Here is a 17,291-nt window from a genome sequence, read left to right on the forward strand (position 1 = left end):
ATATGTACACCCAGATCTACTGTGGGAGCGAGCTTGCTCGCGATGAGGCCATGACAGCCACTGCATAATTTGCAGGCAAACAAAAAGGCCCCGAGGTTCGCACCTAGGGGCCTTTTACGTTTCAGCGAAGGCTTACGCCGCTTTCGCTTCCGGCTGGCTCAGGGAGCGGTTAAGCGCGCTGAACAAAGCCTTGAAGCTGGCGGTGGTGATGTTTTCATCGATACCAACACCGTGCACCGCACGTTCACCGTTCACACGCAGCTCGATGTAGGCCGCGGCCTTGGCGTTGGTGCCCGAACCGAGGGCGTGTTCGTTGTAGTCCATGATTTCAACCGGAATCGGCAGACCGGCCACCAGCGCTTCCAGGGCACCGTTGCCCTTGCCACGCCAGTGCAGGTTGGTTTCACCCTGACCTTTACCAGAGACTTCCACTTCGACGGCGCTGTGACCGTTTTCTTCCTGCAGGCGATGGCTGACCAGCGCGTACGGGGTGTTGGCCTGCAAGTACTCGCTGTGCAGCAATGCGTGGATCTGCTGAGCCGTCATCTCGAGGCCCAGACGGTCGGTTTCACGCTGTACGACCTGGCTGAACTCGATCTGCATGCGACGCGGCAAGCTGATGCCGTATTCCTGTTCCAGCAGGTAAGCGATACCGCCCTTGCCCGACTGGCTGTTGACGCGGATTACCGCCTCGTAGCTGCGGCCGATATCGGCCGGGTCGATCGGCAAGTACGGCACTTCCCACAGGGCGTCCGGTTTCTGCTGGGCGAAGCCCTTGCGGATGGCGTCCTGGTGGGAGCCGGAGAATGCGGTGTGAACCAGGTCGCCGACGTACGGGTGGCGTGGGTGCACCTGGATCTGGTTGCATTCTTCGACGACTTTGCGCACGCCGTCGATGTCGGAGAAGTCCAGCTCAGGGTGAATGCCTTGGGTGTAGAGGTTCAGCGCCACGGTCACGAGGTCGACGTTACCGGTACGTTCGCCGTTGCCGAACAGGCAGCCTTCGACACGGTCGGCGCCGGCCATCAGGCCCAATTCGGTAGCCGCAACGCCAGTGCCACGGTCGTTGTGGGTGTGCAGGCTGATGATCACGCTGTCACGACGGTTGATGTGACGGCCGAACCATTCGATCTGGTCGGCATAGATGTTCGGGGTCGCGCATTCGACGGTGGCTGGCAGGTTGAGAATCACCTTGTGCTCAGGCGTCGGGTTCCAGACTTCGATGACTGCGTCGCAGACTTCTTTGGCGAACTCGAGCTCGGTGGCGCTGAAGGTTTCCGGCGAGTACTCGAAGGTCCACTCGGTGTTTGGCTGCTGGGCGGCATATTTGACGAACAGCTTGGCAGCGTTCACCGCGATAGCCTTGACCCCTTCCTTGTCCTGGTTGAAGACAATGCGACGGAAGGAAGGAGAGGTGGCGTTGTACAGGTGAACGATGGCTTTTTTCGCCCCGCGCAGGGATTCGAAGGTGCGCTCGATCAAATCTTCACGACCCTGGGTCAGCACCTGAATGGTGGTGTCGTCCGGGATGTGGTTGCCTTCGATCAGGGTACGCACGAAGTCGAAGTCGGTTTGCGAAGCCGCCGGGAACGACGCTTCGATTTCTTTCACGCCGACCGACACCAGGGTTTTCCAGAAACGCAGCTTCTTGACCGCGTCCATTGGCTCGATCAACGACTGGTTACCATCACGAAGGTCGGAGCTGCACCAGATCGGTGCGGCAGTAATGGTCTTCGACGGCCAGGTGCGGTCCGGGATGTCGATGGTCGGGAACGCGCGGTATTTCGAAGACGGGTCTTTGAGCATGCTCATCGGGAAATCCTTATTGTGTGGGCCGAAAAAAGGCGGCCTGCCGGTGGATCAAATGTTCTGGGGATAAAGCGTAGGACGAGGCACCGCGATTCAGCCTGGCAGTCGTGCACTGACAAGGCACAGGCTGCGGTGCTGGCGAAGCTGAATGAGGGTGTGAGAGGTTTTCATGCCTTCAACCCTAACCGCGAGGGTGAAGGATGGCAAGCGGTCGAAAAAAATTGAGAGGAATCCTCGAAAAGTCGTGGTTATCGAGATTTTATTGCGGTGAAGGGTGGTGATTGTTTTTATGTTTGCGCGAGGTTTGAGCGATGCGCAATTGAAGGCTTTCGGTGATGGGGCGTGTCAGCGCGACTATTCTTAAAGCCTCACCAAGGACTACTGGCAGGCAGGAGTCGGCAATGAACGAGTCAGATTGGAAGCTTTATAGCGCGTTGCGTCCGGTGGCCCATGAGCGGCTATGCATCCGGATCATGGACGAGGTCGAGCGCATAGTGCTGGATAAAAGCATTGCACCTTACGAGCGTATTGAAGCCAGTGAGGAAAGGCTGAAGGCGGGTCAACAGGAGCTGTATTGGGCGTTCGACGTGTTCAGGCACTCACGCAATGAGGCGCCTGCTCACTTGCTGGGGCTGTGTACTCATGAGTTGATCAGCGCTGAAGAGTTGGCGGGTTTCTCGGAGGAAACTCAGGCGTGGATCAAAGAGTGCCTGGCGCACAGGGAAATCCACGGGATTGAGGACCTTGAGGCGGAATAAGTGGTCGCCTGTGATGCCCCCATCGCGAGCAAGCTCGCTCCCACATTGGATTTTTGGTGAATACAAAATTTGCATTCACGCCGATCAAGTGTGGGAGCGAGCTTGCTCGCGATGAGGCCGGTAGCCTCAACAACTATTTATGGCTGAAACGCCCCAATGAAAATCGCTGGATCAACCCGCGCATCATTCAGGCTGACGTTCCAGTGCATATGCGGCCCGGTCGCGCGCCCGGTTGAGCCGACTTTCCCAACCACTCCACCACGGGCCAGTTGCTGGCCAACCTGCACATCAATCTTCGACATGTGGCAGAACATGCTGATAAAGCCCTGTCCATGGTCGACAAACACCGTGTTGCCGTTGAAAAAGTAGTTGCCGATCAGGATCACCTTGCCGGCAGCCGGGGTCTTGATTGGCGTACCTGCAGGCACTGCGAAGTCCAGGCCGGCGTGAGGATTGCGCTCTTCACCGTTGAAGAACCGGCGCACGCCGAACTTGCTCGACAGCGGGCCGTTGACCGGTTTGTCCAGCAACAGATTGCTCGGGGTGTTCGGGCTGAAGCTGCGGTAAGCCTGGATCTGTTCGGCCAACTCACCCTCGATGCGCTTGAGATTCTCCGGGTTCGGATTGACCTGCTGCGTGTTCTTCAGGGTGATGTGCTGTTCCGGGTACTTCTTGTTACCAACGTTGAAATTCAGAGTGCGACCGCCACTGCTGACCTGCTGCGTGCCCGGTTTAACCGTCAGCGGCACACCGACAATCGCCAGCCAGTTGTTCTGTTCCTTGACCACCAGCACAGGCTTGCCTTGATAACTGGCCTTCGGCGCCTGCGCAGAGGCACCCAGATCCACCACGGCCACGCCGCCTGGCACCGGTTTGTTCAACAGGCGGGTGATGTAACTGTCGGCGTGGGCGTTGAAGGTCAGGCACAGCAACAGCAGCGGAGCTAAAAAACGCGGCATGGATCAATCCAGTAAAGAAAGGGTGACAGGCGTCAGGTGATTGTCTTCGACCCGCACTTGCAGCTCGCCTTCGCCAAGTCTGGCTTTCAGGCGCTGGCCATTGTGGGTTTGCGCGGCGTTGCGGATCGCGTTGCCGCGTTCGTCCAGCAAAATGCTGTAGCCACGGCCAAGGGTCGCCAACGGGCTCACCACATGCAGCGTCTGCATCTGGCTTTGCAGTTGCAGGCGACGGGATTTGAGCCCTTCGCGTATGGCACGGGGCAGGCGTTCGGCAAGACTGTCGAGGCGCTGACGGAGCATCGCCAGTTGCCGTCCCGGATGTTGCCCGGCGAGGCGGGTTTCCAGACGGATCAAGCGTTCGCGACGGGTATTGAGGCTGCGTTCGAACGCGCGACGCATGCGCATGTCCAGATCATCCAGGCGTTGCGCTTGCTGGCGCAGACGTTCACCGGGATGGCGCAAGCGGCGGGACATGCCTTCCAGGCGCAGACGGTCACGCATCAAGCGGTCGCGGATACGCATCACCAGCCGTCGATGCAGGCTTTCGACCCGACGGACCAGGTCACTGGAATCCGGCGCGAGCAGTTCGGCGGCGGCGGACGGCGTCGGGGCACGGACATCGGCCACGAAGTCACTGATCGACACGTCGGTTTCATGGCCGACGGCGCTGACAATCGGCGTCACACAGGCATCCACGGCGCGGGCTACGGCTTCTTCGTTGAAGCACCAGAGGTCTTCCAGCGAGCCGCCGCCACGGGCCAGGATCAGCGCGTCGAAACCACGGGCGTCCGCCAGTTTCAATGCGCGGACAATCTGCGCAGTGGCTTCGCGGCCTTGCACGGCAGTGGGGATCAATGTCAGTTGGATCTGCGGCGCACGGCGGCGGAATACGCTGATGATGTCGCGAATCACCGCGCCGGTGGGCGAGCTGATGATGCCGATGCGTTGCGGATGCGCCGGCAGCGGCACTTTGCGCTCGGCGCTGAACAGGCCTTCGGCGCTGAGTTTTTCCTTCAGCGCATCGAAGGCCAGACGCAGCGCACCGTCACCGGCCGGCTCCACGGTATCGAGGATCAGTTGATAGTCGCCACGGCCCTCGAACAGCGAAACCTTGCCGCGGACCTTGACCGCCAGGCCATCCTTCAATGCCTGACGAACCCGCGCCGCGTTCTGCCGGAACAGTGCGCAACGCACCTGGGCACCGCTGTCCTTGAGGGTGAAATACACGTGGCCGGACGCCGGACGGGCGAGGTTGGATATTTCGCCTTCGACCCAGATGTTGCTGAACACGTCTTCGAGCAACACCCGCGCGCGGCCGTTGAGCTGGCTGACAGTCAGGACTTCACGGTCCAGGCCGAGTCTTGCAAAGGGATCTTTAATCATGGGGCGCATGATAAAGGCAATGCGCTCTACCTGACACCCCGCACACTTGTAGGAGCTGCCGAAGGCTGCGATCTTTTGACCTTGATTTTTAAGATCAAAAGATCGCAGCCTTCGGCAGCTCCTACGGTGATCAACGGAAATCAGGGAAGACGTGCAGATGAACGTGCTTGAGTTGTTGCACCAATGGCCATTCGGCGCTACGGACTGGCTGGTAATCGCGCTGGGCATTGCCCTGGCCTACATCGTGTTCGGTATTGCCGGTTTCGGCACCGCGTTGGTGGCGGGGCCGATTCTGATCCTGTTCATGCCGCTGTCGAAAATAGTGCCGCTGTTGGTGCTGCTGGATTTCGTCGCGGCGTTCGGCAATTTGCTGCCTTCGCGACGGGATGTGGCAAAGCCTGAGTTGCTGCGGCTGCTGCCATGCATGGCGGTAGGCTGCACGCTGGGGGTGATCTTTCTGCTGAACCTCAAATCCGATCTATTGTTGCTGTTGATGGGGCTGTTTATCAGCACCTACGCGATTTACAGCTTGTGGGTCAAAACCCGTCCGACACAATTGTCCGCCGCTTGGGCCGTGCCGATGGGCACGGTGGGCGGGATGTTCGGGGCATTGTTTGGCAGTGGCGGCTTTTTATATGCGATCTACTTGAACAGTCGCCTGCCCAAAGAGGCAGCCCGGGCGACCCAGAGTGCGCTGATCAGTTGCAGCACCGTGGTGCGCTTGAGCCTGTTTGCTGTCGCGGGTGTGTATGCCGAGCTACCCTTGTTGGTATTGGCGCTGTGTTTATTGCCGGCCATGGCATTGGGGCTGTGGATCGGCCGGCGGTTGACCATGAGATTGTCCCGCGAGGCGTTTGTGCGGCTGGTGACCTGGTTGGTGCTGGCCAGCGGAATTGCCTTGATCGGACGTTATTTGAGTGCTTGACCTGAGTGTGTCAGGGATTAAGCTGCCGGCCGCAAACCCTGTGGGAGCAAGCTCGCTCCCACAGGGGTGATCATTCAGTATTTGCAGGCTTGTGCCCATGAATTCGCAAAGCATTATTGTCCCGAAAATCTCCACACTGCCGGTGCACGAACCCCGGGCCCGGGCGGTCGTGCGTTGGCTGGTGCGCAAGAACATCGTCAAAGAAGAACTGACCACCTGTGGCCGCACAGGCAACCGCATGGCTCATGCCATCGCCGACGGTGCCCGCGCTGTAGTGCTGCATCCTGAAGCGCTGCCGTTCGGCGAACCGGTCAATGGCCTGGAAATTATCACCAAGCGTTGCATCTATACGCCGGCCAAGGGTTTCCTTGAAGAGGCGGGCTGCGCCGAGTGCCGCAAGGAAGTCGGCGAAGCGCTGTTCGAAAGCCTGGAAGACTGGATGCCGGGGCGCACCGATAACTTCACGTGTCCGGAGTGCGGGCATGAAGATGACATCAACGGCTTTCTTTTCCTGCAGGAATGCGGCTTTTCCAACCTGGGCTTTATCTTCAACAACTGGGCCGAGGCCGGGTTCAAACAGAGCTTTATCGACGAATTTGCCGATTGGCTCGATCAGCCTGTCAGTTGGGTGAAAGTCGAACTGTGAATGCGATACCCGCGGCAATAACCCCCGTATATCAGTAATGCTAATAATAGACAGAGTTTTACATTGAACCCGAGGGGGTGTCTGACTATAATGGCGCGCTTCCATTTTCCCGCTCGGGAGCCCCCGCGATGCTGCGTATCAGCCAAGAAGCTCTGACATTCGACGACATTCTCCTAGTGCCTGGTTATTCCGAGGTGCTTCCTAACGAAGTCAGTCTCAAGACCCGCCTAACCCGTGGCATCGAGCTGAATATTCCTCTGGTTTCTGCCGCCATGGACACCGTTACTGAAGCCCGTCTGGCAATTGCCATGGCTCAGGAAGGTGGCATCGGTATTATCCACAAGAACATGACCATCGAGCAGCAAGCTGCCGAAGTGCGCAAGGTCAAGCGTTATGAAGCCGGCGTGGTCAAGGACCCGATCACCATCGAGGCTGACGCCACGGTTCGTGAACTGTTCGAACTGACCCGCATGCACAACATCTCCGGCGTTCCGGTTTTGCACGATGGCGACCTGGTCGGCATCGTCACTTCCCGTGACGTACGTTTCGAAAACCGTCTGGACGCCTCCGTCCGTGAAGTGATGACGCCTAAAGAGCGTCTGGTCACGGTCAAGGAAGGCGCCGACAAGAACGACGTCCGCGAGTTGTTGCACAAACACCGCATCGAACGCGTGCTGATCGTCGACGACAAATTTGCCCTCAAAGGCATGATGACCGTCAACGACATCGAAAAAGCCAAGGCATACCCGCTGGCCAGCAAGGACGACCAAGGTCGTCTGCGTGTTGGCGCTGCTGTCGGTACCGGTAAAGACACCGGTGATCGCGTAGCCGCCCTGGTCAATGCCGGCGTTGACGTGGTGGTGGTCGACACCGCTCACGGTCACTCCAAAGGTGTGATCGACCGCGTTCGCTGGGTCAAACAGAATTTCCCTGAAGTGCAGGTCATCGGCGGCAACATCGCCACTGGCGCTGCCGCCAAGGCTCTGGCCGAAGCAGGCGCCGATGCGGTCAAGGTCGGTATCGGCCCAGGCTCGATCTGCACCACCCGTATCGTCGCCGGTGTCGGCGTCCCGCAAATCAGTGCCATCGCCAACGTCGCCGCTGCCCTTGAAGGCACTGGCGTTCCGTTGATCGCCGACGGCGGCATCCGTTTCTCCGGTGACCTGTCCAAGGCCATCGTTGCCGGTGCTTCCTGCGTGATGATGGGCTCGATGTTCGCCGGTACTGAAGAAGCACCAGGCGAGATCGAACTGTTCCAGGGTCGTTCGTACAAGGCTTACCGCGGCATGGGTTCGCTGGGCGCCATGTCCCAGGCTCAAGGCTCCTCCGACCGTTACTTCCAGGACTCCTCGGCAGGCGCCGAGAAACTGGTTCCGGAAGGGATCGAAGGGCGTGTTCCTTACAAGGGCACACTGAGCGCCATCATCCATCAACTGATGGGCGGCCTGCGTTCCTCGATGGGCTACACCGGCAGTGCCGACATCGAAGAAATGCGCACCAAGCCTGAGTTCGTGCGGATCACCGGCGCCGGTATGGCCGAGTCCCACGTTCACGACGTGCAAATCACCAAAGAAGCGCCAAACTACCGCGTAGGTTGAGCCTTCCAGCAATAAGTTAAGTAACCGGGGCTGTTTTCAGCCCCGAGTTGTTTCTGATTCTCTTCACCGAACTGCATAGACGAGACTGACCACATGGCCCTCGACATTCACGCTCACCGCATCCTGATCCTCGACTTCGGTTCCCAGTACACCCAACTGATCGCCCGCCGCGTGCGTGAAATCGGCGTGTACTGCGAACTGCATCCGTTCGACATGGACGACGAAGCGATTCGCGAATTCGCTCCCAAAGGCGTCATTCTCGCCGGCGGCCCCGAGTCCGTGCACGTAGCTGACAGCCCTCGCTGCCCGCAAGCGGTGTTTGACCTGGGCGTACCGGTCTTCGGTATCTGCTACGGCATGCAGACCATGGCTGAACAGCTGGGTGGCAAGGTTGAAGGTTCCGAACTGCGTGAGTTCGGTTACGCCCGTGTCGACGTTGTCGGCAAGAGCCGTCTGCTCGACGGCATCGAAGATCACATTGACGCCGACGGCCTGTTCGGCCTAGACGTCTGGATGAGTCACGGTGACAAGGTCACCAAGATGCCGCAGGAATTCCACATCCTGGCCAGCACCCCAAGCTGCCCGATCGCCGGCATGTTCGACGATGCTCGTGGCTACTACGGCGTGCAGTTCCACCCGGAAGTGACCCACACCAAGCAGGGCGGTCGCATCCTCTCGCGCTTTATCCTCGACATCTGCGGCTGCGAAGCCTTGTGGACGCCTTCGAAGATTGCTGAAGACGCCATCGCCAACATTCGCGCCCAGGTCGGCACTGACAACGTACTGCTCGGCCTGTCCGGCGGCGTTGACTCCTCCGTGGTTGCCGCGCTGCTGCACAAAGCCATCGGCGACCAGCTGACCTGCGTCTTCGTCGACAACGGCCTGCTGCGTCTGCACGAAGGCGAGCAAGTGATGGCCATGTTCGCCGAGAACATGGGCGTCAAGGTGATCCGCGCCAACGCTGAAGATCAGTTCCTCGACAATCTGGCTGGCGAAAGCGACCCAGAGAAAAAGCGCAAAATCATCGGCCGTACCTTCATCGACGTCTTCGATGCCCAGTCCAACAAACTGGACAACATCAAGTACCTCGCCCAAGGCACCATCTACCCGGACGTGATCGAGTCGGCTGGCGCCAAAAGCGGCAAGGCTCACGTGATCAAGTCGCACCACAACGTGGGTGGCTTGCCGGAAGAAATGAACCTCAAGCTGGTTGAACCCCTGCGCGAGTTGTTCAAGGACGAAGTCCGTCGTCTGGGCCTGGAACTCGGCCTGCCGTACGACATGGTCTACCGTCACCCGTTCCCGGGCCCGGGCCTGGGCGTGCGGATCCTTGGTGAAGTGAAGAAGGAATACGCCGACCTGCTGCGTCGCGCTGACCACATCTTCATCGAAGAACTGCGCAAGGCCGACTGGTACCACAAGGTCAGCCAGGCTTTCGTGGTGTTCCAGCCGGTGAAATCGGTTGGCGTGGTTGGCGATGGCCGTCGTTACGCTTGGGTGGTTGCCCTGCGTGCCGTTGAAACCATCGACTTCATGACCGCGCGTTGGGCACACCTGCCTTACGAGCTGCTGGAAACCGTCAGCGGCCGCATCATCAATGAAATCGAAGGCATCTCCCGCGTTACTTACGACGTGTCGAGCAAGCCGCCAGCGACCATTGAGTGGGAATAATCCCGCGCTAGCCTTGATGGCTTGATCGCAGGTAACTGAAAAGGCCGTGTGAACACTGTTCACACGGCCTTTTTGCGTTTTAGATGCCGGGTAGTCGGACGGGGGTCATGCCCATTCTGTGCAGGGCTGAACTCAAACTCTCTGTGGTTGGAAAACGTCGACCGCTGATCTGCCAGGAATCCCGTTCGACGTAGTACCCACCCGCATCATGTTTTATGGGCGTTCGAACGAGTTTGCCACGGGTGATGATGCCGTTGCTGGTGATGACTCTGTTGGTGAGGGTTCTGCTACGGTGAACCAGCAACGGTTCGCCGGTACTGGTGCTGAGGGTGTACGTGCCAGGCATGGGTAGCCCATCCTCCAGCCTTTGGGCCAGGATCACGTCTTTCGGCGTCGGGATTTGCAGCAACAAGTCATTTTTGGCAAAACCGGCTGCTTGCCCCGGGCGCGGCTCGTCGGCCACCCCCGGGTCGACCTTGATACCGCCGAGCTCATCCGGGCCCACGCTTTCAATACGCAGCCCGATGCTGCCTTCAAGCTCGCTGATTCCCGCCACGCCGCCATAGGTATTGGCGTGGGAGTTCCCGACCAACGCCACCCAGCGATGCGCGCCTCTGGCCGTCTGGTCGGTGCCGATGACTTGGTGGGCGAAGAAATTCATCATTTTTTGCCGAAAATTGATGTTTGCCCCCTGAATGCCAGTGCTGCGGTAACTGGCGAGGCAGTCGATGGCCTGAACGCGAATATGGTTTTTTTGCGCTGCCCTGACCGCCTGCTCAAAGGTGAATTGTTCGCTGGGGTCAGTCGAAAAACCTGCGTCAAGGTCCTTGAGATAGCTTTCCAGATCCTCGGACATCACCCCGGTGCGATTGAACACGTCCAGGTCAGCCTGATGGAAATCGGTCAGCAGATGCTCCATGTACAGGGTTTTGACTTTTTGTTTGCGCAGCACGCTCATGTTCTCGACCAGAAACTGTTTGCTGCCCACGCTGTCGTGGCTTTCACCGATGACCAGGCTCTTTGACCGCTTGAAAAGGGTCTTGATGATGTCCTTGATCCTTGCATTCGCGATGAACGATGGAATGGTCGGTCTGGGTGGTCGCTGCGGTTGCGAATAGAAGGTCACCGCGTTGTCGTGCAGCGTTCGGCGCAGTCTCTTGAAGGCTTGCAGCTCATCGTTCGGATTGTTGGGACTGACAAAGCCGTCCTTCAGATCCCCCTTCGAGGCCATACCCTTGGCCGCCTGTTTGAGGGCTGGCTTGATGTCCTGCGGAACATCGTATGCAGTCGCCGGGGCATCGAAGTCCGGGAGTGACGGCTCGGCCCGGGCAAATAGATCGGAAAACTTGCCACCTCCCGCCAGGCCGAGACGCGTAAGGGGCACCCATTCACCCATTTTATTCAGGCGTACCGGTATGTTGCGGTAAAAGGAGTAGGGGTTCTCCGGGTCGATGATTACCCAGCACTTCAGTTCATTGCGGTAGTGCACCTGGAAAAAACTATCATCGATAGCGATGTAGTTGCCCCCGGTTCCAGGCTGATAAATATCCCGGAACGTGTCCTCGTCGCTGACCGGCGCATCGCCGTCGAGAATCTCGTTGGTTTCAAAAGGGGTCAGGATGTCGACGTCGGTCGGGCCAGGAGCAATGGCTTCGATGGCAGGCAGTGGCGCGGTGCCGGTTTCAACGTCTGCGTTCAGCGCTTCCTCGGGCGTGAGGACCTCTTCAGCCTCCACCGCCTCAGCCAGTTCGCTCGCGCCGCGCACAAACGGCAAGTTGAATAGCACCTCCACGCTGCCAAGGATGGCGCCAGTCACTGCAGCCTTGCGTTCCGCAGGGGTAGTAGCGTTGATGGCTTGATCGATGTGCAGGCCGACATTGGCAATGCCCGCGCCGATGACGACCAGCGCCGCAGGCCATGCGAGGGTGGCCATTGGCCCGAACGTGTGGCTGAAAGCATTGAGATAGCCGATCCACAGTTTCTTCCTGATCTCGCCGTTGGAGTGCAACAGGAAGTTGGCATCGCTGAGCATGCGGTCACGGGTGGAGTGACTCAGGTGCGTAAACGCATCACCGGCAATTTTCTCGCCACGATAATGGAGCAAATGATGGTCCGCGACCCCGTAGTTGCCCTGTAACACGTCACCCACATGGGTGAGACCGACATTATCAATGGGCGTTTCTTCGAACGCGTGGATGATCAGGCCAATGACGGTGAAGTTGGCGAGCTTGTGCCCTAGCGAAGTGGGTCTTTCCTGAAGAATGTCGCGCTCGTTCTGTTTGAAGTGCATGAACATGCGTTCACGGCCTTCAGCGTCCTTGACCTCATTGATCAGCCATTCGTGCAGCTCCTCGACCTTGTTAAAGCAGTGAAATCCTCTGGGTTCGCCCGGAACGTAGAGAATGTTCAGGTCACTGTCGTCAGTGATGCTGAGGATGTCGGTCGACACGAAGTGGTCAATGCGAAACTTGCGAATCGATAAACCGTTGCCCGTTGGTGCCTCGTCCATCAACATTTGTCGGGTGAGTGGCCGGCTCACATTGCCGACGACAGCCCTGAGCACTGTAGTGAAGTGTTCGCGGGTCAGGTGTCCCTTCTCATAGTCGTCGATGGCCTTGGCAATGAAGGTGCACTTGGCCAGTGCGCGGAAATCGGCGCGGTGTTTTTCCCAGAACGTTGCGATGGCGGTTTTGTAACGGTCGCTGAAGTTGATGTCCCAAAAGGCTTTCAGCGCATCCCTGGCATGCAGGCGAATCTCGTTGGTTTCATCGTAGTTTCCGGCATTGCCGTCGGCACGGTAGAAACCGCTGTCAACGTCCAGCAGGTCAGCGTTGTCCTGGTCGTGAACACCGAAACGCTGCATGACCAGTTGCGGGAAGGTCATCGATTCCTTGGGTTTTTCAAACGCATGCTGCCAGCCGGTAAAGGTCTTCGAGCTGCTTTGAGCGGCATTAAACCGATGCCAGTAGACTTTGTCGGGTTCGATATCCGTGATGTTGTGCTGGATGAGAATCTCTTTGGCGACCTGGTACGCCATGGCGTACATGTCGGGGCAATCGGTTACCAGATCAGGGATCAGGGCCTGGAGGGCCAGCGCATCGGTAGCGTCGGGCAGGGTTATGTCTTGAGTGTCGTCCATGATGCTCACCTTGAGAGGTTGCTGAGTGGGCGCTCACTATCTCAAGGGGCATCGGTTTCATATGTAAGGCGCTGGGTAGCTGGCGGAGGTCAGTTGCTGACGGAAGACGTAGGAGATGGCGAGTACCAGAATCAGGCTCAGCGCCGTGCAACGTCAGAAAAGTAAAACTTGTCCAGGGTATGCCGTGATTCGGTGTACTCGAACTGCCGACCATCCTGCAAAAACGTCTGGTTACTGACCACGATCACATGGCTCTGGCCGTCGAGGTCCAGGTGTTGCTGGTCGTCCTTGCTCCGGGGCACCGCTTCGATGGTGCGCTGGGCGTAGGCGATTTGCAGTTGCAAGGTCTGCTCGATGAAGGCGTAGATTGAGTGCTCGGCGATGTCTCGGGACAGGCCGGGAATCACGTCGCTGACGAAATGGTTGATGTCGAGGATCACGCGTTTGCCGTCGATCCGCCGCACTCGTTTGATCCGCGTGATCAGGCTGCCGGCTTCGGCCTGGATGTGTTCCAGCAGCGCACCCTCAAGCGGTATCTGATCGAACTCGACCACTTCGGTACTGACGTCGTTGCCCAGCCGCGGGTAGGTCTCCTGGAAGCTGACGATGCCGCCCAACTGGAATTCGATCGGGTTGGTCGACAGCACGAACGTGCCTTTGCCGTGGACTTTCTGGGCGAAACCGCGCTCCTGAAGTTGCTCGATGGCCTTGCGCACGGTGCCGCGGCTGGCCTGGTAGCTGTCCATCAGTTCCGTTTCGGAAGGCAACCGCGCGCCGCGTTCCAGACGTTCGGTCGTGATGCTGGCAAGCAGATCGGTGTAGATCTGGTTGTATTTACTCATGGGGATGGCTCTATGCCGCGCTGTACTCAAGGCTTCGAACCTTAAGGGCAGGGTAGGAGTTTGTCCATGCGGCGTTAGGTTTCTTTGACTTTTGAGGTAGGAAATATCGCCGCCGGTCGGGTTCAGGATAAACAAAATCAAACTCGTCTGTACGAGTTGTTGCTTTAACTCGTACAGACGAGTACTTTTCATTTCGGCGTGCTGCCAATAACAAAAAACTACAGCGGAAGAACAAGCATGAGCCACGACTATCCGAATATCGCCAGCGAGCTGCTGCAAAGCCTCGGTGGCAGCGACAACCTCGAGCAGGCCGCGCACTGCGTCACCCGCCTGCGCCTGGCCCTCAAGGACCCGAGCCTGGTCAACAGCGCCACGCTGAACCAGATTGATCTGGTCAAAGGCTCGTTCTTCACCGGCGGCCTGTTCCAGGTGGTCATCGGTCCCGGTGAAGTGGAAAAGGTCTACGCCGAACTGCGTCGTCAAACCGGTCTCGCCGCCTCGACCATCGCCGACGTTAAACAAAAAAGCGCCGACAAGATCAACGCGATGCAGCGTCTGGTGCGGGTGTTTTCCGACGTCTTCATGCCAATCCTCCCGGCGCTGATCATTGCCGGCCTGCTGATGGGCATCAACAACCTGATCGGTGCCAAGGGCATGTTCATCGAGGGTCAGACCCTGCTGGACGCCTATCCGAAGCTTGACGGGCTCTGGAGCCTGATCAACCTCATGGCCAATACCTCGTTTGTGTTCCTCCCGGCGCTGGTGGGCTGGTCGGCGGCCAAGCGGTTTGGCGGCAGCGAAATCCTCGGCATCGTGCTCGGCCTGATGCTCGTTCACCCCGATCTGCTCAATGCCTGGAACTACGGCAAAGCGGTGGCCGGGCTGGACGGGCAGAGCCTGCCGTACTTCGACATCCTGGGGTTGTTCCAGATCGAGAAGGTCGGTTACCAAGGGCAGATCCTGCCGATCCTGATGGCGGCCTATGTGATGAGCGTCATCGAGAAATGGCTGCGGGCGCGGGTGCCAAACGCGGTGCAATTGCTGGTGGTGCCAATCACCACCATCGTTGTGACCGGCGTGCTGGCGCTGGCGGTGATTGGCCCGGTGACCCGGCATCTGGGGATTCTGATCACCGAAGGCGTGGTCATGCTGTTCGATCTGGCGCCAATGGTCGGCGGGGCGATTTTCGGTTTGCTCTACGCGCCGCTGGTGATCACCGGCATGCACCACATGTTCCTTGCGGTCGACTTGCAGCTGATCTCCACCCAGGGCGGCACCTTCATCTGGCCGATGATCGTCATGTCCAACCTTGCCCAGGGCAGCGCGGCACTGGCGGTGTTCTACATGACCCGTAACGTGCGGGATAAAAGCATGGCCTCGACCTCGGCGATTTCCGCTTATTTCGGCATCACCGAACCGGCCATGTTCGGGGTCAACCTGCGCTACAAATTTCCGTTCTACGCAGCCCTGATCGGTTCGGCCCTGGGCTGCATCTTCCTGTCGCTGAACAAGGTCCAGGCCTCGGCGATCGGCGTCGGCGGCTTGCCCGGTTTTATCTCGATCATTCCGCAGTTCATTCCGATGTTCGTGATCGGGATGGTCATAGCCATGGTCGTGCCGTTTGTTCTGACCTGCGGGTTGAGCATGAAGATTGTTCGGCCCGGGTATCGGGTCGCCTGACAGATCGCTATCGCCCGTAGGAGCTGCCGAAGGCTGCGATCTTTTGATCTTCGGCGGTGTTGCTGAAGGACCAAGATCAAAAGATCGCAGCCTTCGGCAGCTCCTACGGGGCCAGTACATATTTAAGAAGGAATCCCGCCATGCAAGACTGGCAACGTTCGGTGATCTACCAGATCTACCCGAAGAGTTTTCACAGCCACGCCGGCAACCCCACGGGTGATTTGCTTGGCGTTGTGGCCAAGCTCGATTACCTACACTGGCTGGGTGTCGATTGCCTGTGGATCACGCCGTTCCTGCGCTCGCCCCAGCGCGACAATGGCTATGACATCAGTGACTACTACGCCATCGACCCGAGTTACGGGACCATGGCCGATTGCGAATTGTTGATCGCCGAGGCCGGCAAGCGCGGGATCAAGTTGATGCTCGATATCGTGGTTAACCACACCTCCATCGAGCACACCTGGTTCCAGCAAGCCCGCAGCAGCCTCGACAACCCGTACCGGGATTTCTACATCTGGCGCGACCAGCCGAACAACTGGGAATCCAAGTTCGGTGGTTCGGCCTGGGAGTACGAAGCCCAGACCGGTCAGTATTTCCTGCACCTGTTCGATCACACCCAGGCCGACCTGAACTGGGACAACCCCAAGGTGCGCGCCGAAGTCTTCAAGATGATGCGTTTCTGGCGCGACAAGGGCGTGGGCGGGTTCCGTCTGGACGTGATCAACCTGATCTCCAAACCGGCGGACTTCCCCGAGGACAACACCGACGGTCGACGCTTCTACACCGATGGCCCGAACGTCCACGAATACTTGCAGCAAATGCACCGCGAAGTGTTCGAAGGCCATGACCTGATCAACGTCGGCGAGATGTCTTCCACCAGTCTGGAACACTGCATTCGCTACTCGCGGCCAGAGTCGAAAGAGCTGTCAATGACCTTCAACTTCCATCACCTGAAGGTCGATTACCCGAACCTGCAGAAGTGGATTCGTGCCGATTTCGACTTCCTCGAACTCAAGCGCATTCTCTCTGATTGGCAAGCCGGAATGCAGGCCGGCGGTGGCTGGAATGCGCTGTTCTGGTGTAACCACGACCAGCCACGGGTGGTCTCGCGTTTTGGCCATGACGGCGAGTATCGGGTGCTCTCGGCGAAGATGCTCGGCACGGCGCTGCACTTCCTCCAGGGCACGCCGTTCGTGTACCAGGGCGAGGAACTGGGCATGACCAATCCGGGCTTCGATCACATCGATCAGTACCGCGATGTCGAGACGCTGAACATCTTCCGGCTCAAGCGCGAGGCGGGTGCGAGCGACGCCGACAACATGGCGGCGATCATGCAGAAGTCCCGGGATAACGGCCGTACGCCGATGCACTGGAACGCCGAGCCTAACGCCGGTTTCAGCGTTGTCGAGCCGTGGATCGGGGTGCCGGCGAACGCCGTGCAGATCAACGTTGCCACTCAGTTCGATGACCCGGATTCGGTGCTGCATCACTACCGTCAGCTGATCGCCCTGCGCCGCAGTGAGACGCTGATGTCCGACGGTGTTTACCGGCAATTGTTGCCCGAGCACACGCAAATCTGGGCGTACGTGCGCGAAGGCGATGGCGAGCGTTTGCTGGTGCTGAATAACTTCTACGGGACACCGTGCGAAGTCGACCTGCCGGATGAAGTGATTAGCGAAGCGATGGCCCAGCGTCTGGTCATCAGCAATTACCCGGACTGTCCGACGCGAAATCGGCAGGTCCTCTTACGGCCTTATGAGTCGTTCGTGCTGCATATGACCGACTGACCGACCAAAAAAAAACACTGACTTAAAAAAACACGCAGAACGCTGCGCGGGGGAGTTTTGCGCGCCGATTTTGCTGCTGCACACAATAAAAATA

The 17,291-nt window shown here is 58.6% G+C and carries 12 protein-coding genes; 7 read left to right on the plus strand and 5 right to left on the minus strand.

Annotated elements, in window-relative coordinates; genetic code table 11:
• Window positions 1–132 precede the first annotated feature (132 nt).
• Window positions 133–1,812 carry a 2-isopropylmalate synthase gene (leuA, locus tag ACA079_RS05055; RefSeq protein ID WP_415773380.1) on the minus strand — a complete coding sequence of 560 codons (1,680 nt, stop codon included), beginning with the start codon at window positions 1,810–1,812 and terminating at the stop codon, window positions 133–135.
• A 398-nt stretch (window positions 1,813–2,210) separates the two neighbouring features.
• On the opposite strand from leuA, the gene ACA079_RS05060 reads away from it, so the two are divergent.
• A complete protein-coding gene (locus ACA079_RS05060; RefSeq protein ID WP_497702775.1) occupies window positions 2,211–2,567 on the plus strand; it encodes a hypothetical protein in 357 nt (118 codons plus the stop codon).
• 137 nt (window positions 2,568–2,704) lie between these two features.
• Here ACA079_RS05060 and ACA079_RS05065 read toward each other — a convergent pair whose 3' ends face one another.
• Window positions 2,705–3,526 carry a peptidoglycan DD-metalloendopeptidase family protein gene (locus ACA079_RS05065; protein WP_497702776.1) on the minus strand — a complete coding sequence of 274 codons (822 nt, stop codon included), beginning with the start codon at window positions 3,524–3,526 and terminating at the stop codon, window positions 2,705–2,707.
• 3 nt (window positions 3,527–3,529) lie between these two features.
• Window positions 3,530–4,909 (minus strand): exodeoxyribonuclease VII large subunit, encoded by a 1,380-nt coding sequence (gene xseA, locus ACA079_RS05070; RefSeq protein ID WP_415760820.1) that lies wholly within the window; start codon window positions 4,907–4,909, stop codon window positions 3,530–3,532.
• 157 nt (window positions 4,910–5,066) lie between these two features.
• On the opposite strand from xseA, the gene ACA079_RS05075 reads away from it, so the two are divergent.
• From ACA079_RS05075 to guaA, 4 genes are all read left to right on the plus strand, one after another.
• On the plus strand, window positions 5,067–5,834 hold the full coding sequence (locus tag ACA079_RS05075) for a sulfite exporter TauE/SafE family protein (protein WP_497702777.1): 768 nt from the start codon (window positions 5,067–5,069) through the stop codon (window positions 5,832–5,834).
• Window positions 5,835–5,931: 97 nt separating this feature from the next.
• Entirely contained in the window at window positions 5,932–6,480 is a 549-nt protein-coding gene (locus tag ACA079_RS05080; RefSeq protein WP_415773384.1) for a sugar ABC transporter ATPase, read from the plus strand.
• Between the two features lie 128 nt (window positions 6,481–6,608).
• Window positions 6,609–8,078 (plus strand): IMP dehydrogenase, encoded by a 1,470-nt coding sequence (gene guaB, locus ACA079_RS05085; RefSeq protein ID WP_008147785.1) that lies wholly within the window; start codon window positions 6,609–6,611, stop codon window positions 8,076–8,078.
• Between the two features lie 93 nt (window positions 8,079–8,171).
• Entirely contained in the window at window positions 8,172–9,749 is a 1,578-nt protein-coding gene (gene guaA, locus ACA079_RS05090; RefSeq protein ID WP_059406339.1) for a glutamine-hydrolyzing GMP synthase, read from the plus strand.
• 79 nt (window positions 9,750–9,828) lie between these two features.
• Here the strand turns inward: guaA and ACA079_RS05095 are convergent, their stop codons facing one another.
• Together ACA079_RS05095 and treR are read right to left on the minus strand one after the other, a co-directional pair.
• A complete protein-coding gene (locus tag ACA079_RS05095) occupies window positions 9,829–12,888 on the minus strand; it encodes a membrane-targeted effector domain-containing toxin (protein ID WP_497702778.1) in 3,060 nt (1,019 codons plus the stop codon).
• A 137-nt stretch (window positions 12,889–13,025) separates the two neighbouring features.
• The gene (gene treR, locus ACA079_RS05100) at window positions 13,026–13,730 is read right to left on the minus strand and encodes a trehalose operon repressor (protein ID WP_497702779.1); all 705 of its coding nucleotides are present in this window, start codon (window positions 13,728–13,730) and stop codon (window positions 13,026–13,028) included.
• Between the two features lie 237 nt (window positions 13,731–13,967).
• Between treR and treP the strand changes: the two genes are divergently transcribed.
• Window positions 13,968–15,410, plus strand: coding sequence for a PTS system trehalose-specific EIIBC component (gene treP / locus ACA079_RS05105; RefSeq protein WP_033061494.1), 1,443 nt, complete (start codon window positions 13,968–13,970; stop codon window positions 15,408–15,410).
• Between the two features lie 140 nt (window positions 15,411–15,550).
• Window positions 15,551–17,197, plus strand: a complete 1,647-nt coding sequence (treC, locus tag ACA079_RS05110; RefSeq protein ID WP_497702780.1) for an alpha,alpha-phosphotrehalase — start codon at window positions 15,551–15,553, stop codon at window positions 17,195–17,197.
• The last annotated feature ends 94 nt before the right edge of the window (window positions 17,198–17,291 follow it).

The organism is Pseudomonas sp. LBUM1645 (genome assembly GCF_059716185.1).